Below are 19,383 nucleotides of genomic sequence, written 5' to 3'. Positions count from 1 at the left end.
ATGCGCCAACCACGCGCTCTTTACGCAAGAATTCGGTCAGTGCCAACACGATGTCGGTGGCAGTAATGCCCGGCTGGCGTTTGCCGGTCAGCTCAACACCGACGATATCGGGCAGGCGCATCATGGACGCGCGCCCCAACATCACGGTTTCTGCTTCCAAACCGCCCACGCCTACGGAAATCACGCCCAATGAATCGACGTGCGGCGTATGTGAGTCTGTACCGACGCAGGTGTCGGGGAACGCCACACCGTTTTTGACTTGGATAACCGGCGACATTTTTTCCAAGTTGATTTGGTGCATAATGCCGTTGCCAGCAGGAATCACGTCCACATTTTCAAATGCGGTTTTTGTCCAGTTGATGAAGTGGAAACGGTCTTCGTTACGTCTGTCTTCGATTTCGCGGTTTTTGCGGAAGGCATCAGGATCGTAACCGCCGCATTCAACGGCCAAAGAGTGGTCGACGATGAGCTGGGTTTGCACCACAGGATTCACTTTGGAAGGATCGCCGCCTTTTTCGGCAATCGCATCGCGCAGGCCTGCCAAATCCACCAACGCTGTCTGACCCAGAATATCGTGACACACCACACGCGCAGGATACCAAGGGAAGTCGATTTCCTGCTTTCCCTCAATCAGTTGGCCCAGCCAGCTTTGCAGTGTAGGCAGGTCGACTTTGTCTGCGCGCGTGCCCGCGCTGGCCGGCCCGACCCCCGAGGCCGCCCCCGAGGACGCGGCCCGGTTCGGCGGCAGCGGCGACCTGCGTTTCACCCCCGTGGCCCCCAACAGGGACGACGCGCTGCGCGTCCCCGACGGCTACACCTCGGCCGTCGTGGTGCGCTGGGGAGACCCGGTGCTGCCCGGCGCGCCGGCGTTCGACTTCGACAACCAGAGCGCGGAGGCGCAGGCCCGGCAGTTCGGCTACAACTGCGACTACGTGACCCTGTTCCCGCTGGGGCGTGACCGGGGCCTGCTGTGGGTGAACCACGAGTACACCAACGAGGCGCTGATGTTCCGGGGCTACAAGGACGGCACCGCCGCCACCGAGGAGCAGATCAGGATCGCGCTGGCCGCCCACGGCGGCTCGGTGGTCGAGGTGGAGCGCGTGCGCGGCACCGGCCAGTGGAAGCTGGTGACGACCGGCCGCAGGCGCTACAACCGGCGCGTCACGGCGCTCACGCCGATGCGGTTCAGCGGCCCGGCCGCGGGCAGCGACCTGCTGAAGACGGCCGCCGACCCGGCGGGTGTCAAGCCGATCGGCATGCTGAACAACTGCTCCGGCGGCACCACCCCGTGGGGCACCGTGCTGACCGCCGAGGAGAACTTCGACCAGTACTTCGTCAACGGCGACAAGGTGCCCGCGGCGCAGAAGCCGTACATCTCCCGCTACACGATCCCGTCGGGCATCGCCTCCGGCAACCGGCGCTTCGACCGCGTGGAGGAGCGCTTCGACCTGGCCAAGCACCCGAACGAGGTCAACAGGTTCGGCTGGGTGGTGGAGATCGACCCGTTCGACCCGGACGGGGAGCCGGTCAAGCGGACCGCGCTCGGCCGCTTCAAGCACGAGGCCGCGACCACGACGCTGGCCCGCGACGGCCGGCTCGTCGTCTACATGGGCGACGACTCGCGCTTCGAGTACGTCTACAAGTTCGTCTCCAGGAACCGCTACATCCAGGGCTTCGACCGGCACAACCGCAAGCTGCTGGACGAGGGCACGCTGTACGTGGCCAGGTTCACGGGCGACAGCCCGGCGGCCGAGATCGACGGCTCGGGCAAGCTGCCGTCCGACGGCGCGTTCGACGGGTCTGGCGAGTGGATCCCGCTGGTCTCGGGCGACAGGTCGTTCGTGGACGGCATGACCGCCGCCGAGGTGCTGGTCCACACCCGCGCCGCCGCCGACAAGGTGGGTGCCACGAAGATGGACCGGCCGGAGGACGTCGAGCGCAACCCGGTCAACGGCGCCGTCTACATCGCGCTGACCAACAACTCCAACCGCGCCCCGGCGCAGGTGGACGAGGCCAACCCGCGCCCGTCGAACAAGCACGGCCACGTCCTGGAGCTGGTGGAGCGGCGCGACGACGCCGGGTCCACCACGTTCGCCTGGTCGCTGCCGCTCGTCTGCGGCGACCCGAACGACGCCTCCACGTACTTCGCCGGCTACGACAAGAGCAAGGTCTCGCCGATCTCCTGCCCCGACAACGTGGCCTTCGACCGCGACGGCAACCTGTGGATCGCCACCGACGGCAACGCGCTGGGCATGAACGACGGCCTGTTCGTGACGCCGGTGCGGGGCAAGGAGCGCGGGCACGTGCGCCAGTTCCTCACGGTGCCGATCGGGGCGGAGACCTGCGGCCCCATGGTCACCCCGGACCAGCGCAGCGTCTTCGTCGCGGTGCAGCACCCGGGCGAGGCGGACGGCGCCACCCCGGACAGCCCGGTGAGCCACTGGCCGGACGGTGAGGGCGGCCAGCCCCGCCCGTCGGTCGCGGTCGCCTGGCACGCCCAGGGCAAGAAGATCGGCGCCTGAGCGGAAAACCAGTTGACCTCAAGTTAGCTTGAGCTCGTACTCTTCCATGCATGAGCATGGAAGTGATCGCATGGCAGCAGCTCTACTCGATGGGCAACCAGAAGGAGCGTCGCCCGATCTCCCGGGCGACGCTCCGTCGTGTCTGGGGCTTCGCCCGGCCCCACCGCCGCAAGCTCACGCTGTTCCTCGGGCTCAGCATCGTGATGGCGGCGCTCGCGGTGGCGCCCCCCGTGCTCGCCGGCCAGGTGCTGGACGCGATAGGCAAGGGTGAGCCGCTCGGCGTGGTGGTGGGCCTGGCCGCGCTGATCGGCGGCCTCGCCGTCGCCGAGGCCGGCCTCGGGCTGGTCGGCCGGTGGCTGTCGGCGAGCCTGGGCGAAGGCCTGATCCTCGACCTGCGCACGGCCGTCTTCGACCACGTCCAGCGCATGCCGATCGCGTTCTTCACGAGGACCCGCACCGGAGCGCTGGTCAGCCGGCTCAACAACGACGTGATCGGCGCGCAGCGGGCGTTCACCGACACGCTCTCCAGCGTCGCGGGCAACGTCGTGACGCTCGTGCTGTCGCTCACCGTGATGGTCGGCATCTCGTGGCAGATCACGCTGCTGGCCCTGCTGCTGCTCCCGGCGTTCGTGCTGCCGGCGCGGCGGGTCGGCGTCCGGCTGGCCCGGATGCGGCGCGAGGCGGCCGACCACAACGCCGCGATGGGCACGCAGATGACCGAGCGGTTCTCCGCGCCCGGCGCCACCCTGGTGAAGCTGTTCGGCCGGCCGGTCCGCGAGTCGGAGGAGTTCGCCGCGCGGGCCCGGCGGGTGCGCGACATCGGCGTCCGCACCGCGATGGCGCAGTCGGTGTTCGTGACCTCGCTGACCCTGGTCTCCGCGCTCGCCCTGGCCCTGGTGTACGGCCTGGGCGGCTTCTACGCGCTGCGCCAGCAGCTCGACGCGGGCTCGGTGGTGGCGCTGGCGCTGCTGCTCACCCGCCTGTACGCCCCGCTGACGGCGCTGGCCAGCGCCCGGGTGGACGTCATGAGCGCGCTGGTGAGCTTCGAGCGGGTCTTCGAGGTGCTGGACCTGGAGCCGCTGATCAAGGAGCGGCCCGGCGCCGTGGCCGTGCCGGAGGGGCCGGTCTCGGTGGAGTTCGACGACGTCCGCTTCGCCTACCCCTCGGCCGACAAGGTGTCGCTCGCCTCGCTGGAGGAGGTCGCCGCCCTCGACAACCGCGGCGGGGTCGAGGTGCTGCGCGGCGTCTCCTTCCGGGCCGAGCCCGGCCAGATGGTCGCCCTGGTCGGCTCGTCCGGCGCGGGCAAGTCCACGATCGCGCAGCTCCTGCCCCGCCTGTACGACGTGGACGAGGGCGCCGTCCGGCTGGGCGGGGTGGACGTGCGGGACCTGACCGCCGCCTCGATCCGCGAGACGCTCGGCATGGTCACCCAGGACGGTCACCTGTTCCACGACACGATCCGGGCCAACCTGCTGTTCGCCCGGCCGGAGGCGACGGAGGAGGAGGTCTGGGACGCGCTGCGCCGCGCCCGGCTCGGCGCGCTGGTCGAGTCGCTGCCCGACGGGCTCGACACCGTGGTGGGCGAGCGCGGCTACCGGCTGTCCGGCGGCGAGCGGCAGCGGCTGACGATCGCCCGCCTGCTGCTCGCCCGGCCCCAGGTGGTGATCCTCGACGAGGCCACGGCCGCGCTCGACTCCACCTCCGAGGCGGCCGTCCAGGAGGCGCTGGGCGAGGCGCTGGCCGGCCGTACCGCGGTGGTGATCGCGCACCGGCTGTCCACCATCCGCGCGGCCGACCAGATCCTGGTGATCGAGGACGGGCGGGTCGTCGAGCGGGGCACCCACACGGAGCTCCTCGCCGCGGAGGGCCGCTACGAGGAGCTGTACCGCACTCAGTTCGCCGAGCCGGCGGTGGCCGGGGCGGCCTGAACCGCCGGGCCGCCTTCCGGCTCACCGGACGCCCGCCGGGAGCGCAGCGCGTACAGGCTGACCGGGATGCCCACCAGCACGATGGTCGCGGCGACGACCAGCGTGAACCGGTAGGCGTCGAGGAAGGCGGCCGGGTCCGTGCTGCCGCCCTGGCGGGCGTTCATGAGCGCGCCGAGGACCGTGATGCCGAGCAGCCCGAACACCTGGCGGGAGACGTTCAGCACGCCGGAGGCGACGCCGGAGCGGCCCTGCGGCATCGCGCCGACCACGGCGGCGGTCAGCGGGACCAGCATGCCGGCGCCGAGGCCGTACACCACGAACCAGGGCAGGACGTCGACGTAGCCGCCGTCGGCGCCGACGCCGGACATCAGGAAGAGCGCGACGCCCATGAGCGCGATGCCGGCGGCCACGGTGCGGGCGATGCCGATGGCGGCGCTGATCCGCTGCGAAAGGGCCGCGACGACCGCCATGACCAGGGCCATCGGCACGAACGCGGCGCCGGCCTCGATGGGGGAGAAGCCCAGCGTGTTCTGCAGCCACAGGGCGCTGAAGAAGTAGACGCCGAACACCCCGAACGACCAGAGGCCGCTGGTCAGGCTTCCACCGGAGAACACCCGCGAGCGGAAGAGCGACAGGTCGATCATCGGCTCGGCGGCCCTGCTCTCCACCACCACGAACGCCACGGCGGCGGCCACCGCCAGCCCGATCGCGACGAGGATCTCGGGGGAGGTCCAGCCGGCGCCGCCGCCCTCGATGAGCGCGTACGTCAGCGCGAACAGGGCGACGGCGGAGGTGGCCAGACCGGGGACGTCCAGGCTGTGCCGTACCGGGGTGAAGGAGGGGCGCACCGCCCACAGCGCGAGCCCGATCGTCACCACGCCGATCGGCACGTTGATGAGGTAGATCCAGCCCCAGTGCAGGCGCTCGCTGATGAAGCCGCCGGCCAGTGGCCCGAGCGCCATCGACAGGGCGCCGGTCGCGCTCCAGAGGCCCACGGCCCTGCCCCGCTCGCCGGGGTCGGGGAAGATCTGCCCGATCAGCGCGAGCGCGGTCGGGGTCAGCAGCGCCGCGCCGACGCCCTGGACCGCGCGGGCCGCGATGAGCGCCGCCTGCCCGGTGGCCAGGCCCGCGGCCAGCGACGACAGCGTGAAGACGGCGAGGCCGGCCAGGAACGTCCGCCGCGCGCCGAGCACGTCGGAGAGCCGGCCGCCGACCAGCATCAACCCGGCGAACACCAGGATGTAGCCGCTCACGATCCACTCCAGCCCGGAGATCGTCAGCCCCAGCTCCCGCTGGATCGTCGGCAGGGCCACGTTGCCGATGTTGTTGTCGAGGTACGTCATGAAGGTGCCGAGCGTCACCGCTCCCAGCGCCCACCACTTCTTCCGGTCCACGAGCTCTCCTATACGTCGTACTTCTACGCTGTACTTGTACGTCGTATAGCTAACTTGTACGGCGTATAGTTGTCAACCGTGACGAGAAAACTGACGGCGACCGCGATCGTCGAGCGGGCCCTGGAGATCGGCGACACCGAGGGCCTCGACGCCGTGACGATCCGCCGCCTGGCCACCGACCTCGGCGTCACGCCGATGGCCCTGTACTGGCACTTCAAGAACAAGGAACAGCTCGTCGTCGGCCTGGCCGACCACCTCATCGCCGGGTTCGGGCCCGACCCCGACGACGACCGGCCGTGGCCCGAGCGCATGCGCGGCCTCATCGAGGGACTGATCGGCATGCTGCGCGCCCACCCGTGCGCCAAGAGCGTGCTGGAGCAGGTCGACCAGACCGCGGTGCCGAACTTCCTCGCCGTCTGGGACCTGGCCCTCGGCCTGGCCCAGCAGGCCGGGTTCGACGTGGAGGAGAGCTGCGTGATCTCCAAGTACATCCTGCAGACCGCGATCGCCATCGCCGACGCCCCGGTGCACTACGACGCACGCCACACGCCGGAGGAGGCCGCCGAGATCGTCCGGCTCAAGCGGCTCGGCCTCCAGTCACTGCCCGCCGACCGCTACCCGCACCTGGTGGAGATGGCCGCGCCCATGGTCGGGGGCATCTCCCGCGAGACGTACGACACGTTCGGCGTCGATCTCGTCCTCAGCGGCATCGAATCCCTCGCCGCCCGCCGTTAGAGTCTGATCATGACCTTCCAGCTCGTGTGCGAGATCGAGCCGCCCACCAAGCCCGACCTGAAGCACGTGCGCCACCAGATCGGCACGCTGAGCACCGTCGCCGACACCTTCCTCATCCCCGACAACCACATCGGCCGGGCGACCGTGTCGAGCGTGGCCGTGGCGCACGAGGTGCAGGCCATGGGCGGACGCAGCATCGCCTGCCTCAACAGCCGAGACCGCAACCTGCTCGGCTTCCGGCGCGACCTGCTGACCGCCGCCGCGTACGGGGTCGACCACTTCCTGTTCGTCTTCGGCGACAAGCCGGCGAGCGGCAACCGCACCAGCGACCTGACGGTGCGCTCGATGATCGAGGAGGCCAGGGAGTTCTCGCCGGGCGTCCAGGTGGGCGCGGCGGCGGCCCTGCGCCCCCTGCCCGCCTGGAAGCGGGCGGCCGACTTCCTGTTCGTCCAGGCCGGGTTCTCGCTGGAGGCGCTGCTGCGCTGGCGCGAGGACAACCGGGTGGAGGCGCCGGTGTACGCGGGCGTCATCGTGATCGCCAGCGAACGCCACGCGCACGCCCTGTCGGCGGCGATCCCCGACATCGCCATCCCCGACGAGCTGGTGCGCCGGGTGGCGGCCGACCGGATGGCGGGTGTGGAGGCGGCCTGCGAGCGGGTGCTGGCCATCCGCGACTCGGGCGCGTTCGACGGCGTCCACCTGATCCCCGTCAGCCGCTACCGCGACGTCGAGGCCCGCCTGTCAGGCGTCCTCAGATGAGCGGGCGAGGGCGGACAGGGCGGCGCCGAGGAGGGCGACGCCGCACAGCATCGTGTACGCCCGCGCGAACCCGCCCATCAGCCGCTCCACCCCCACCGGCGACAGCTCCGACAGCGTCCCCGCGTACACCTGGGCCCCCAGCGACGGCCCGACCGAGGCGGCCAGCACGCTGAGCGACAGGCCCACGCTGAGCACGACGCCGACGTTCATGACCATGAGCCGGAACCCGTTGACCACCCCCAGGTTTCCGCCCGGCAGCGCGCGCATCACATGCGTGGTGTTGCCGGTCAGGAACGCGCCGCTCCCGCACCCGGCCACGAACAGGCCCACCCCGATCAGCCAGTACGGCGTGCGGACCCCCGCCGTCAGCGCGAGCGCCGCCAGCCCCGCCGCGCTCATCAGCGCCCCGCCCACGGCCAGCGCGTACGGCGAGACCCGCCGCCCGAGCGCGCCCGTGACCGGCGAGGCCACCGCCATGCCCACCGGCACCGGCAGCACGCCCAGCCCGGCGGTGAAGGCGTCCACGCCCCGGGCGGCCTGGAAGTACAGCGCCACGAGCAGGATGAGCGACGCCCGCGCCATGGCGTTGCAGAAGGACGCGAGGTTGGCGCAGGCCAGCAGCCGCCCGCCGAACAGCCGCGGGTCCAGCACCGGATGCGCGGCCCGCCGCTCCACCAGCACGATCACCGGCGCCAGCACCGCGAACACCGCCGCGCCGGCGATCACGACCGGGCCGGTCAGGCCGGCCGAGCCCGCCTCCGACACGGCCAGCAGCAGCGCCGACAGCGCGGCGAACACCAAGGCGTTGCCCAGCGCGTCCACCGGCTGCCGCGGCCCGCGGGGCATCCGGCGCAGCGTCACGGCGCCCCAGGCCAGCGAGACGATTCCGGCGGGCACGTTGACCCAGAAGATCCACTGCCAGCCGGCCGTCTCGGCGATCAGCCCGCCCAGCGTGGGCCCGGCGAGCTGCGCCACCGACAGGGTGCCGATGTAGACGCCCATGCCCTGGCTGAGCCGGTCCGGCGGGAACGCGTCGGTGATGATGACGGTGCCGTTGGCCAGGATCATCGCCGCCCCGACGGCCTGCACGACGCGCATCGCCACCAGGAACCACACCCCGGGGGCCAGCCCGGCCAGCAGCGAGGCCGCGGTGAACAGGGCGAAGCCCGCCAGGTACACCTCGCGCCGTCCCAGCAGGTCGGCCACCCGGCCGAAGAACACCAGGCTGGCCGTGTTGACCAGCAGGAACGACAGCAGGATCCAGCCCGACTCGAACGGCCCCGCCTGGAAGTGCCGCACCACCGCGGGCAGCGCCACGTTGAGCGTGCTCCCGGCGATCCCGATGAGCACCAGGCCGAGGCTCGTGACCGAGCACACCCGCCAGGCGTAGCGCAGCCGGGAGGAGTACTCGGCCGAGGAGTCGCGGGAGCCGAGCTCCTCAGCGCGCACGCTTGCGCAGCCCCTCCAGGTCGTGGATCACCACCCGCCGCCGGCCGGTCTCGATCAGGCCCCGGTCGCGCAGCGTCCGTAACGCCTTGCTCACCGCCTCACGGGAGGCGCCGGTCCAGCCGGCCAGCTCGTCCTGGGAGAGCGGCAGCGCCACGCGTACCCCGCCGTTGGTCTTCTCGCCGTAGCGGTCGGCCAGCTCCAGCAGCCGCGTCGCCACGCGTCCGGTGGTGTCGAACGCGCCGTACTCGACGCGCTTCCGGTCGGCGTCGCGCAGCCGTCCGGTGATGAGCCGCATGAGCAGCACCGCGACCCGCCCGTGGGCCTGGAGGAACGCGGGGAAGTCGCGGACGACGACGCCGGCGGCCGGCTCCAGCGTGGTCACGGTCGCCGAGCGGGGCGAGCCGTCGATGGCGCACATCTCGCCGAGCAGGGCCCCGGGCCCGCGTACGGCCAGCACCACCTCGGTGCCGCTGCTCGTGTGCGAGGAGACCTTGACCCGGCCCTCGGTCAGCACGAGCACCCAGTCGGACGTGTCGCCCTCGGTCATCACGGTGGACCCGCGCTCCCACCGGCGCGGCCGGCCGGCCGCGCGCAGGGCCGCGACCTCGTCGGGGGTGAGCATCGAGAGGAACTCGCCGGGCTCAGGGTTCATGGGCCCGATTATGTCGGCAGAGCGGCGCCCCTTCCATGGCAGCGAGCCGTTTCACGGCAGCGAGGTCAGGACGTACGCCGCGACGGGCTCCTCCTTGCCCTTGAGGCTCAGCTTCCCCAGCGGCGTGACCTCGGGCCCGTATCCGAGCTGCCGGAGCGTGGTCTCGCCGATCACGACAGTGCCTGGCTCGGCGAGCGACTGGAGCCGGGCGGCCACGTTCACGCAGTCGCCCATGGCGTTGAAGCCGCGCAGCTGCGGGCTGCCGATGTTGCCCACGAGGGCCGGCCCGGTGTTCACCCCGACCCGGAACGTCGGCCACTCCACGTCGTCCACCCGCTCCCACGAGACCTCCTCGGCGATCTCGGCGGCGGCCCGCTGCATGGCCAGCGCGGCCCGGCAGGCGGCCGCGGCGTGGTCGCTCTGAGCGGCGGGGGCGTTGAACAGCGCGAGCAGCGCGTCGCCGACGAACTGCACGATCGTGCCGCCGTTGTCGAGGATGCAGGGCACGGCCGCCGAGTGGTAGCGGTTGAGCATCTCGACGATCTCGCCGGGCGTGACCCGTTCGGAGAACGTGGTGAAGCCCTTGAGGTCGGCGAACAGCGCGGTCAGCTCCTTGAGCTGGCCGCCGAGCTCGGCCTGCGACGGGTCGGCGAGCAGGGCCTGCGCCACGTCGGGCGACATGTACTGCCGGAACAGGGTGTCGAGCTCCTGGTAGAGGCGGGCGTTCTCCAGCGAGATCGACAGCTGCCCGGCAAGGGTGGCGGCCAGCGCCTCGTCCTGCGGGGTGCGGCCGACGGGCACCTCCAGCGCCCCGGCCAGCCGGCCCTTGACCGTCAGGGGGAAGGCGAGCAGGTGGTCGCGCCGCACGGGCCGGTGGCCGGGGAAGTCGTACTCGCGGGAGCCGATGTGGGCGCGGCCCTCCGAGACCAGGCCGATCCGCACCTCGCCGAACGCCTGGCGGACGCGTTCGAGCGCGTCGGTCAGCAGCTCGGTCTCGGGCAGGCCGACGCGGGTGCGCGTGCTCACGTCGACGAGCGCCGCCAGCCGCTCCGACATCTCCCGCTCGTTGGCCAGCGCCTGGCCGGCCCGGTCGAGCACGGCCGCCTGGCCCTCGTTGAGCCGGAACTTGCCGGACAGCCGGGTCGCGGCCAGCGGCTCGCCCCGCCGTACGTGCTCGACCAGCTCCTCCAGCGCCTCGTCGTACTGGGCCTGGATGCGCGCCACGGTCGCCGACAGCGCCACCGAGTCGAACAGGCCCGCGCTCGACCCCTCGCGCCTGAACTGCAGGTAGGCGCTGTAGGCGACGAACACGAACGCGAAGGTCAGCAGGACGTGCCACTCCCACCACGTCAGATGCCAGTTGTGCTGCGACATCCCGGCCGCCATCGACTCGGCGAGCAACGCGTACGCGGTGATGAGGCTGACCAGCATGGCCGAGGGCCGCCGCCGGTGCAGTCGGAACATCATCACGGCCGCCGCCACGTACAGCGCGACGCCCGGCAGCGAGCCCCACGCCACCCAGGAGGAGTACGCGGTCAGCGGCGGCTCGCTGAGCGGCGTCAGCCCGTCGATGAGCGACGCCAGCCCCCACAGGACCATGAAGCCGACCAGCACGCCCCGGATCAGGTGCCGGGAGGCGAGCACGGCCGTCGCCGCCCGCTCGCCCAGCGGCAGTGCCGAGACGAACGCGAACCCCGCGGCGACCGTGAGCCCGGCCTGCTGCCCGAGGTCGAACCCGAGCGACCCGGTCGGCAGGATGACCCGCGGGGTGGCGAGCCCGTGCAGGAAGAAGAACCCGGCGCTGGTCAGGAAGACCATCGACACCAGGAACAGCCGGGCGTCCGCGCGCCGGGACGACGCCTGGCTGATGAGCCCGCCGAGCACGACGTTGATCCCGGCCACCATGATGATCATCCAGAAGTGGCTGGGGTTGTGCTGCCACATGACGTTCAGGTGCGGCTCGCTGAGCAGGAGCCAGAGGCCGAGCAGCGGCAGCGCCAGGTGAAGGGCCCAGACGACCCCCCGCACCGGCTGTGTGGCGGGCGGGAGGTAGGGACTCTCCGTCGGCACGGTCATCCTCCGTCGCGTGGGGGTTGGGCCGGGGACAGACCTGATTATCCATCGGGGGTGCCTCCGTCCAACGCGTCCTTTTACGCAGAGCCGATCATCTTGACCCGTCAAGTGACGTCAACCGTGCAAGTCACGAAAAGTGCCGTGATGAACACGTTATGTAGCAGGTGTCATCCGATGGAACGGTTGAAACGTGAACCTCATGCTCAACACGAGCAACACACGCTGGAAGGAAAGCCGTGGCTATGAAGGTTCGCGGTGGGCGCACGCTCACACTCGCCACTGTCGGAGCGCTCGCGCTGTCGCTCCTCGCCGTCGGTGGCGTCGCCACCGCCTCGTCCGGCGGCGAGGTGTACGCGTGCGTCAACAAGAAGTCGCGGTACGCCCGCATCGTCAACGCCACCACCCCGTGCCGGAAGACCGAGATCCGGATGGTGATCGGCGGCGGCACGTCGACGACCACGATCACGGAGGGCACGAAGGGCGACACCGGCGCTCAGGGCCCGAAGGGCGACACCGGCCTCCAGGGCCCCCGCGGTCCGCAGGGCCTGCCCGGCAAGAACGGCAAGGACGGCCTCAACGGCAAGAACGGCGAGAACGGGAAGGACGGGAAGAACGGCGTCGACGGCAAGGACGGCAAGGACGGCCTGCCGGGCAAGGACGGCAAGAACGGCGAGGACGGGAAGGACGGCAAGCCCGGCCTCCCCGGCAAGGACGGCAAGGACGGTCAGGACGGGAAGAACGGCCTGCCCGGCAAGGACGGTAAGGACGGTCAGGACGGGAAGAACGGCCTGCCCGGCAAGGACGGCGTCAACGGCAAGAACGGTGAGGACGGCAAGGACGGCAAGGACGGCGCCACGTACACGAGCTACTCCAAGAGCGCCGCGCTCAGCGGCACCTCCGGCTCGGTCTCCTGCGCCACCGGCGAGCTGGTCACCGGCGGCGGCTTCAACCTCACCCCGTCCTACCGGCCCGTGTCCAGCATGCCGAACGGCAACGGCTGGTCCGTGACCGCGACCAAGGCCAACGACGACAAGGACTTCACCGGCGGCGGCAGCGCCGGCACCGTCTACGTCGTGTGCCTCAAGAAGGCCTCCTGACGAGACGGCGAAGGGCCGGTACGGCGCACCGTACCGGCCCTCGACGCGTCACTCAGCCGAACAGGGCGGGCAAGGTGCCCGTGTGGGTCTCGCGCAGCTCGGAGACCGGCACCTCCAGCACGCCCTCGACGACCAGCGCGTCGCCACCGGTGACGCCGAGCCCGTAGCAGGGCACCTCGTGCTCGGCGCAGAGCGCGGCGAACTCCTCGAACGCCTCCGGCCGGACCGTCACCAGCGCCCGCGCCGCCGACTCGCTGAACAGCCCGGTGAACGGGTCGTCGTTCAGCGTCACGGTGGCGCCGACGCCCCGGGCGAGGCACGCCTCGGCCAGCGCGATCGCGAGGCCGCCGTCGGACAGGTCGTGCGAGCCCTCCAGGAGCCCGTGCCGGGCGGCCTCGACCAGCACGGTGGCGAGCGCCTGCTCGGCCCCCAGGTCGGCCCGCGGCGGCAGCCCGCCGAGGTGGCCATGGACGACGTGCGCCCACTCCGACCCGCCGAACTCCTCGCGCGTCTCGCCGAGCAGCGCCACTCGCAGCCCCTCGCCGGTGAACCCGGACGGCACCCGCCGGGCCACGTCGTCGATCACGCCGAGCACGCCGACGACCGGCGTCGGGTGGATGGCGGCGGAGCCGGTCTGGTTGTAGAAGGAGACGTTGCCGCCGGTGACCGGCACGCCGAGCGTGCGGCAGGCGTCGGCCAGGCCGCGCACGGCCTCGGCGAACTGCCACATGACCTCGGGGTCCTCGGGCGAGCCGAAGTTGAGGCAGTTGGTGACGGCGAGCGGCTTGGCGCCGGTCACGGCGACGTTGCGGTACGCCTCGGCCAGCGCGAGCTGCGCTCCCGCGTACGGGTCGAGCTTGGCGTAGCGGCCGTTGCCGTCGGTGGCGAGCGCGATGCCGCGCGTCGTCGGCTCCGCTCCGGCCATCACCTCGGAGACGCGCAGCACGCCCGCGTCGGCCGGCTGGGCCAGCACGGTGTTGGAGCGGACGTACCGGTCGTACTGGGAGGTCACCCACTCCTTGTCGGCCAGGTTGGGCGAGCCGAGCAGCCGCAGCAGCGTCGCGCGCAGGTCGGCGGGCCGCTCCAGCCGGTCGGGGGCGTCGGCGTTGAGCGCGGCCTGACCGGCGGGCTCCTGGTAGGGGCGCTCGTAGACGGGTCCCTCGTCGGCGGCGGTGCCCGGCGGGATGTCCACGATGACCTCGCCGTCCCACGTCATCACGAGGCGGCCGGTGTCGGTGACCTCGCCGATGACGGTGGCCGGGACGTCCCACTTCTCGCAGATCGCCATGAACGCCGGGATGTCCTCGGGGCGCACGACGGCCATCATGCGCTCCTGGGACTCGCTCATCAGGATCTCCTCGGGCCGCAGCGACGGGTCGCGCAGCGGGACGAGGTTGAGGTCGACCTGCATGCCGCCGGTGCCCTTGGCGGCCAGCTCGGTCGTGGCGCAGGAGACGCCGGCCGCGCCGAGGTCCTGGATGCCCACGACCACGTCGGCCGCGTACAGCTCCAGGCAGCACTCGATGAGCAGCTTCTCCATGAACGGGTCGCCCACCTGCACGGCGGGCCGCTTGGCGTGCGACTCGTCCTCGAACGTGGCGCTGGCGAGCACGGACGCGCCGCCGATGCCGTCGGGGCCGGTCGAGGCGCCGAACAGGACGACCTTGTTGCCGGGGCCGGGCGCGGTGGCCAGCTTGATCTGGTCCTTGCGCAGCAGGCCCACGCAGAGCGCGTTGACCAGCGGGTTGCCGATGTAGCAGGGGTCGAAGACGACCTCGCCGCCGATGTTGGGCAGGCCCAGGCAGTTGCCGTAGTGGCTGATGCCCTCGACGACGCCGGGCAGTACCCGCCGCGTGTCGGGGGCGTCGGCGGCGCCGAAGCGCAGCGCGTCCATCACCGCGATCGGACGGGCGCCCATCGACATGATGTCGCGCACGATGCCGCCGACGCCGGTGGCCGCGCCCTGGTGCGGCTCGACGTACGACGGGTGGTTGTGCGACTCGATCTTGAACGTGGCGGCCCAGCCGTCGCCGATGTCCACCACGCCGGCGTTCTCGCCCATGCCGACGAGCAGCGCCTCGGACTTGGGCGCCTTCGTGGCGAACTGCCGCAGGTGCACCTTGGACGACTTGTACGAGCAGTGCTCGGACCACATGACGCTGTAGATGGCCAGCTCGGAGCCGGTGGGACGGCGGCCCAGGATCTCCTTGACCCGGTCGTACTCGTCCTGCTTCATCCCCAGCTCGGCGAACGGCATCGGCTCGTCCGGGGTGCTCTCTGCTCGCTTGACGGAGTCGGCGCTCATGCGTTGACCAACCTCTTGAGGATGGAGGTGAAGAAGCCGAGACCGTCGGTGCTCGGGGCGCCGACCAGGTCCTCGACCGCGTGCTCGGGGTGCGGCATGAGGCCGACCACGTTGCCCGCCTCGTTGCTGATGCCGGCGATGTCGTTCATCGAGCCGTTCGGGTTGCCGACGTAGCGCACGACCACCCGGCCGGTGGCCTCCAGTTCGGCGACCGTGTCGGCGGAGGCGACGTAGCGGCCCTCGCCGTGCTTGATCGGCAGCACGATCTCCTGGCCCTGCCCGAAGGCCGACGTCCACGCGGTGCCGTTCTGCTCGACGCGCACCGGCTGGTCGCGGCAGACGTAGTGGAGGGAGGCGTTGCGGGTCAGCGCGCCCGGCAGCAGGTGGGCCTCGCAGAGGATCTGGAAGCCGTTGCAGGTGCCGAGCACGGGCAGCCCGGCGCGGGCGGCCGGGATGAGCTCGTCCATGAGCGGCGCGAACCGGGAGATGGCGCCGCAACGGAGGTAGTCGCCGTAGGAGAAGCCGCCCGGCAGGAACACCGCGTCGACCCCCTTGAGGTCGTGGTCGGCGTGCCACAGCGGAACCGCCTGCGCGCCCACGAGGTGCACGGCTTTGGCGGCGTCCTGGTCGTCGAGAGTTCCTGGAAACGTGACTACGCCCACACGGGCAGCGCTCATGACAGTCGTCCCCTTCTGAGGAATGCGCACGCGCGCCACCGTCGCTCAAGGTGGACGGGGCGGCACACCCAGGTTATCGGGTGCGACCGGATGTTCCTCGCCGGGCATGCTCGCCGGAGGGTCGCGCGGGGTCAGACGGCGGCGAGCTCGCGGGGACGGGCCGCGGCCTCGTCGTCCCAGGACAGCAGCTTGCGCAGGTGGACCGTGGTGCCCCGGCCGGGGGTGACGCCGAAGGAGATCTCGTCGACCACGGAGCGCATGATGAGCAGCCCCCGGCCGTTCTCGGTGTCGGAGGGAGGGAAGTGCAGCGGCATGGAGGGGAGGCCGCCGCCGTTGTCGGCCACGCGCACGTCGCAGCGGCCGTAGCCGATCGCCGCGGTCACCTCGTAACGGTTGCCCGGACCGCCGTGCCGGACGGCGTTGGAGCACGCCTCGGAGACGGCGAGCAGCATGTCGGAGATGCAGGTCTCGCTCACGCTGAGCGAGCGCATCGCGTCTCCGAGCACCCGCCTCACCATCGGTATGCCGATCGCATCCCGGGGCAGTGCCAACGAGAACTCAATATCCACCGGACTCCTCCGGGCTCCGGAATGTCACCTGGAGTAGGTTTCCCCGTGAAAACGGGGCTAACCGCAAAATCACGCTGTTGTTATTTACTGTTGGCACGCCCGTGGCATTGTGGCACGCCCGAACCCGGCTTTAAGCCGCCAAGGGGAAATCCAGCCGCCAAATGTGATGTCTAGCCCTCAACCCGGACGCTGTAGTCCTCGATCACCGTGTTGGCGAGCAGGGTCTCGGCCATCTTACGGACCTCGGCCAGCGCCGTCTCGTCGGCCGGGCCGTCCAGCTCGATCTCGAACCGCTTGCCCTGGCGCACCTCCGACACCCCGGAGAAGCCCAGGCGGGGCAGCGCGCGGGCGATCGCCTGGCCCTGGGGGTCGAGAATCTCCGGCTTCAGCATGACGTCTACGATGACGCGCGCCACTGCGTTCCTCCTGGTACGGCGGGTTGGGAAAGCCAGCCTACCGGCGCGTGTGGCAGACGGCACAACGGGAACGGGGAAGACCATGGGGCTTGCGCGGAGGGCTGTGACGTCTGCCACGATGTCCCCACACGCGTACGAACCACCACCACATGGTCCGACGCTCACAAGGCCGGCATGAGGTGGCAATCCCGCCCAAACCGGCCCCGACCGCACAGGAGTGGCACGTGACCGCCGACGCCTCTCGTGGTGCCGCAGCACCTCCGGAGCTCGTCCAGCTCCTCACCCCGGAGGGTGAGCGCGTTGAGCACCCCGACTACGACATCGACCTCAAGCCCGAGGAGGTCAGGTCGCTCTACCGCGACCTGGTGCTCGTCCGGCGCATCGACCTGGAGGCCGTCGCCCTGCAACGCCAGGGCGAGCTCGGCATCTGGGCCTCGCTGCTCGGCCAGGAGGCCGCCCAGATCGGCTCCGGCCGCGCCCTGACCGACGCCGACATGGCCTTCCCGACCTACCGGGAGCACGGCGTCGCCTGGTGCCGCGACGTCGACCCGGTCAAGCTGCTCGGCCTGTTCCGGGGCGTCAACCACGGAGGCTGGGACCCCAGGGAACACAACTTCCACCTCTACACGATCGTCATCGGCAGCCAGACCCTGCACGCGGTCGGCTACGCCATGGGCATCCAGCGCGACGACGCGCCCGCGGCCACCATCGCCTACTTCGGCGACGGCGCCACCTCCCAGGGCGACGTCAACGAGTCGTTCATCTGGGCCAGCGTCTTCAACGCGCCGATCGTGTTCTTCTGCCAGAACAACCAGTGGGCGATCTCCGAGCCGCTGGAGAAGCAGACCCGCATCCCCCTCTACCGGCGGGCCTCCGGCTTCGGCTTCCCCGGCATCCGGGTGGACGGCAACGACGTCTTCGCGTGCCTCGCGGTCACCCGGCAGGCCCTCAAGAACGCCCGCGAGGGCCAGGGCCCGACCCTGATCGAGGCGTACACCTACCGCATGGGCGCCCACACCACCACCGACGACCCCACCCGCTACCGGGTCGCCAGCGAGCTGGAGGCGTGGAAGCTCAAGGACCCCATCGAGCGGGTCAAGTCGTACCTGTTCAAGAACGAACTGGCCGACCAGGCCTTCTTCGACTCCGTCGAGGCCGAGGCCGACCAGCTCGGCGCCGACCTGCGCCGGCGCTGCCTGGCCATGCCCGACCCCGGGCCGCTCGACATCTTCGACCACGTCTACGCGGAGCCCCACCCGCTGATGGACGAGGAGCGCGCCCAGTTCGCCGCCTACCTGGAGGGCTTCGAGCAGCGATGACGATCCTGAGCCTGTCCAAGGCGCTCAACGAGGGCATGCGCAAAGCCATGGAGGACGACCCCAAGGTCCTCATCATGGGCGAGGACGTCGGCAAGCTCGGCGGCGTCTTCCGCGTCACCGACGGCCTGCAGAAGGACTTCGGCGAGGACCGGGTCATCGACACCCCGCTCGCCGAGTCCGGCATCATCGGCACCGCCATCGGCCTCGCGCTGCGCGGCTACCGGCCGGTGTGCGAGATCCAGTTCGACGGCTTCGTCTTCCCGGCGGCCGACCAGATCATCACCCAGCTCGCCAAGATGCCGATGCGCTCGCTCGGCGCGATCAAGCTGCCGGTGGTCGTCCGCATCCCCTGCGGCGGCGGCATCGGCGCGGTCGAGCACCACAGCGAGTCGCCCGAGGCGTACTTCACCCACACCGCCGGCCTGCGCGTCGTCGCCTGCTCCAACCCCGCCGACGCGTACGCGATGATCCAGCAGGCCATCCGCAGCGACGACCCGGTCATCTTCTTCGAGCCCAAGCGCCGCTACTGGGAGAAGGCCGACATCGACACGGCCGACACCGGCTGGTGGACCCCGCTCGACAAGGGCAAGGTCGTCCGCCCGGGCACCGACGCCACGCTCATCGCGTACGGGCCGATGGTCAAGACCTGCCTGGAGGCCGCGACGGCGGCCCAGGACGACGGCAGGTCCCTGGAGGTCATCGACCTGCGCTCGCTCAACCCGCTCGACACCCCGCTCGTCATGGACTCCGTCCGCCGCACGGGCAGGGTCGTGGTGGTGCACGAGGCGCCGGTCAACAGCGGGTTCGGCGCCGAGCTGGCGGCGCGGATCACCGAGCAGTGCTTCTACCACCTGGAGTCGCCGGTGCTGCGCGTCGGCGGCTTCTCCACCCCGTACCCCCCGTCCAAGCTGGAGGAGCACTACCTGCCCGACCTGGACAGGGTGCTCGACGCCGTCGACCGCGCCTTCGGCTACTGAGAGGGGACTCGTTTTCATGCGACGTGAGTTCAAGCTCCCCGACGTCGGCGAAGGGCTGACCGAGGCGGAGATCGTCCGCTGGCACGTCAAGGAAGGCGACGCGGTCAAGGTCAACCAGATCGTCGTCGAGATCGAGACGGCCAAGTCGATCGTCGAGCTGCCGATCCCGTGGGACGGGCTGGTCGCCGGGCTGATGGCCGAGGCCGGGCAGACGGTGGACGTGGGCGTGCCCATCATCGCCGTCGACACGGCCGAGGAAGGCGGGGCTCCCGCTCCCGCCCCCGCCTCGTCCGGGGAGGCCGCGTCCGATGTGGACGGGGCGCCCGGTCGTGGCGCGGCGCTGGCCGACGACATGGTGCCGCGGCCGCCCGAGGAGGGCGCCGTCGAGCCGGGCGTCCACGGCAGCCCGGCGCCCAAGGAGGAGCGCCAGGCGGTCCTGGTCGGCTACGGCGTCAAGACCGGCGCCACCAAGCGCCGCCCCCGGAAGGGACGCCCGGCAGGCCCCGGCACG

General features: G+C 71.1%; 17 protein-coding genes. 8 read left to right on the top strand and 9 right to left on the bottom strand.

The window, feature by feature from the left end; genetic code table 11:
• Positions 1 to 586 (bottom strand): aconitase family protein (locus tag AB0H81_RS34845; RefSeq protein WP_358383426.1); only part of this gene is annotated, 586 nt, incomplete at its 3' end.
• Positions 587 to 671: 85 nt separating this feature from the next.
• Between AB0H81_RS34845 and AB0H81_RS34840 the strand changes: the two genes are divergently transcribed.
• Positions 672 to 2,522 (top strand): PhoX family phosphatase, encoded by a 1,851-nt coding sequence (locus AB0H81_RS34840; protein WP_358383423.1) that lies wholly within the window; start codon positions 672 to 674, stop codon positions 2,520 to 2,522.
• A 50-nt stretch (positions 2,523 to 2,572) separates the two neighbouring features.
• Entirely contained in the window at positions 2,573 to 4,450 is a 1,878-nt protein-coding gene (locus AB0H81_RS34835) for an ABC transporter ATP-binding protein (RefSeq protein ID WP_358383420.1), read from the top strand.
• On the opposite strand, the gene AB0H81_RS34830 is transcribed toward AB0H81_RS34835, so the two are convergent.
• The gene (locus AB0H81_RS34830) at positions 4,414 to 5,844 is read right to left on the bottom strand and encodes an MFS transporter (protein WP_358383417.1); all 1,431 of its coding nucleotides are present in this window, start codon (positions 5,842 to 5,844) and stop codon (positions 4,414 to 4,416) included. The two genes, AB0H81_RS34835 and AB0H81_RS34830, sit on opposite strands and share 37 nt — an antisense overlap.
• 78 nt (positions 5,845 to 5,922) lie before the next feature.
• On the opposite strand from AB0H81_RS34830, the gene AB0H81_RS34825 reads away from it, so the two are divergent.
• A complete protein-coding gene (locus AB0H81_RS34825) occupies positions 5,923 to 6,579 on the top strand; it encodes a TetR family transcriptional regulator (protein WP_358383412.1) in 657 nt (218 codons plus the stop codon).
• A gap of 9 nt (positions 6,580 to 6,588) precedes the next feature.
• The gene (locus AB0H81_RS34820) at positions 6,589 to 7,338 is read left to right on the top strand and encodes a methylenetetrahydrofolate reductase (RefSeq protein WP_358383410.1); all 750 of its coding nucleotides are present in this window, start codon (positions 6,589 to 6,591) and stop codon (positions 7,336 to 7,338) included.
• Here AB0H81_RS34820 and AB0H81_RS34815 read toward each other — a convergent pair.
• The 3 genes from AB0H81_RS34815 to AB0H81_RS34805 are packed head-to-tail and all read right to left on the bottom strand — an operon-like array spanning position 7,321 to position 11,509.
• A complete protein-coding gene (locus AB0H81_RS34815) occupies positions 7,321 to 8,787 on the bottom strand; it encodes an MFS transporter (protein ID WP_358383407.1) in 1,467 nt (488 codons plus the stop codon). The genes AB0H81_RS34820 and AB0H81_RS34815 overlap by 18 nt on opposite strands.
• Positions 8,777 to 9,439: a Crp/Fnr family transcriptional regulator gene (locus AB0H81_RS34810; protein ID WP_358383405.1), complete on the bottom strand. Its 663-nt coding sequence runs from the start codon at positions 9,437 to 9,439 to the stop codon at positions 8,777 to 8,779. The genes AB0H81_RS34815 and AB0H81_RS34810 overlap by 11 nt, the downstream gene beginning before the upstream one ends.
• Positions 9,440 to 9,490: 51 nt before the next feature.
• Positions 9,491 to 11,509, bottom strand: a complete 2,019-nt coding sequence (locus tag AB0H81_RS34805) for an adenylate/guanylate cyclase domain-containing protein (protein ID WP_358383402.1) — start codon at positions 11,507 to 11,509, stop codon at positions 9,491 to 9,493.
• Positions 11,510 to 11,754: 245 nt separating this feature from the next.
• On the opposite strand from AB0H81_RS34805, the gene AB0H81_RS34800 reads away from it, so the two are divergent.
• Positions 11,755 to 12,609, top strand: coding sequence for a hypothetical protein (locus tag AB0H81_RS34800; RefSeq protein WP_358383399.1), 855 nt, complete (start codon positions 11,755 to 11,757; stop codon positions 12,607 to 12,609).
• A gap of 52 nt (positions 12,610 to 12,661) precedes the next feature.
• Here AB0H81_RS34800 and purL read toward each other — a convergent pair whose 3' ends face one another.
• The 4 genes from purL to purS form a co-directional block, all read right to left on the bottom strand.
• Entirely contained in the window at positions 12,662 to 14,914 is a 2,253-nt protein-coding gene (gene purL, locus AB0H81_RS34795; protein WP_358383396.1) for a phosphoribosylformylglycinamidine synthase subunit PurL, read from the bottom strand.
• A complete protein-coding gene (gene purQ, locus AB0H81_RS34790) occupies positions 14,911 to 15,591 on the bottom strand; it encodes a phosphoribosylformylglycinamidine synthase subunit PurQ (RefSeq protein WP_358383394.1) in 681 nt (226 codons plus the stop codon). Before purQ ends, purL begins: the two co-directional genes overlap by 4 nt.
• A gap of 131 nt (positions 15,592 to 15,722) precedes the next feature.
• Entirely contained in the window at positions 15,723 to 16,109 is a 387-nt protein-coding gene (locus AB0H81_RS34785) for an ATP-binding protein (protein WP_358383428.1), read from the bottom strand.
• A gap of 221 nt (positions 16,110 to 16,330) precedes the next feature.
• Positions 16,331 to 16,576, bottom strand: coding sequence for a phosphoribosylformylglycinamidine synthase subunit PurS (purS, locus tag AB0H81_RS34780; protein ID WP_175589761.1), 246 nt, complete (start codon positions 16,574 to 16,576; stop codon positions 16,331 to 16,333).
• A 224-nt stretch (positions 16,577 to 16,800) separates the two neighbouring features.
• Here purS and pdhA point away from each other — a divergent pair, with 224 nt between their 5' ends.
• The 3 genes from pdhA to AB0H81_RS34765 all read left to right on the top strand — a co-directional run.
• The gene (gene pdhA, locus AB0H81_RS34775; RefSeq protein WP_358383391.1) at positions 16,801 to 17,895 is read left to right on the top strand and encodes a pyruvate dehydrogenase (acetyl-transferring) E1 component subunit alpha; all 1,095 of its coding nucleotides are present in this window, start codon (positions 16,801 to 16,803) and stop codon (positions 17,893 to 17,895) included.
• A complete protein-coding gene (locus AB0H81_RS34770; RefSeq protein WP_358383388.1) occupies positions 17,892 to 18,872 on the top strand; it encodes an alpha-ketoacid dehydrogenase subunit beta in 981 nt (326 codons plus the stop codon). The genes pdhA and AB0H81_RS34770 overlap by 4 nt, the downstream gene beginning before the upstream one ends.
• A gap of 16 nt (positions 18,873 to 18,888) precedes the next feature.
• Positions 18,889 to 19,383, top strand: a 495-nt coding sequence (locus AB0H81_RS34765) for a biotin/lipoyl-containing protein (RefSeq protein ID WP_358383385.1), incomplete at its 3' end; no start/stop codon positions are given.

The sequence above is a fragment of the Nonomuraea sp. NPDC050691 genome, assembly GCF_040654455.1.
GTDB lineage: Bacteria > Actinomycetota > Actinomycetes > Streptosporangiales > Streptosporangiaceae > Nonomuraea.
Note: the sequence above shows the minus strand (reverse complement) of the source record. Positions and strands in the feature narration are given on the sequence as shown.

Bases quoted from the DNA above. Each gene is read 5' to 3' on its own strand.
- AB0H81_RS34835 (WP_358383420.1), top strand. From the start codon at position 2,573: ATGAGCATGGAAGTGATCGCATGGCAGCAGCTCTACTCGATGGGCAAC.
- AB0H81_RS34820 (WP_358383410.1), top strand. From the start codon at position 6,589: ATGACCTTCCAGCTCGTGTGCGAGATCGAGCCGCCCACCAAGCCCGAC.
- AB0H81_RS34810 (WP_358383405.1), bottom strand. From the start codon at position 9,439: ATGAACCCTGAGCCCGGCGAGTTCCTCTCGATGCTCACCCCCGACGAG.
- AB0H81_RS34800 (WP_358383399.1), top strand. From the start codon at position 11,755: ATGAAGGTTCGCGGTGGGCGCACGCTCACACTCGCCACTGTCGGAGCG.
- purL (WP_358383396.1), bottom strand. From the start codon at position 14,914: ATGAGCGCCGACTCCGTCAAGCGAGCAGAGAGCACCCCGGACGAGCCG.
- purQ (WP_358383394.1), bottom strand. From the start codon at position 15,591: ATGAGCGCTGCCCGTGTGGGCGTAGTCACGTTTCCAGGAACTCTCGAC.
- AB0H81_RS34785 (WP_358383428.1), bottom strand. From the start codon at position 16,109: ATGGTGAGGCGGGTGCTCGGAGACGCGATGCGCTCGCTCAGCGTGAGC.
- AB0H81_RS34770 (WP_358383388.1), top strand. From the start codon at position 17,892: ATGACGATCCTGAGCCTGTCCAAGGCGCTCAACGAGGGCATGCGCAAA.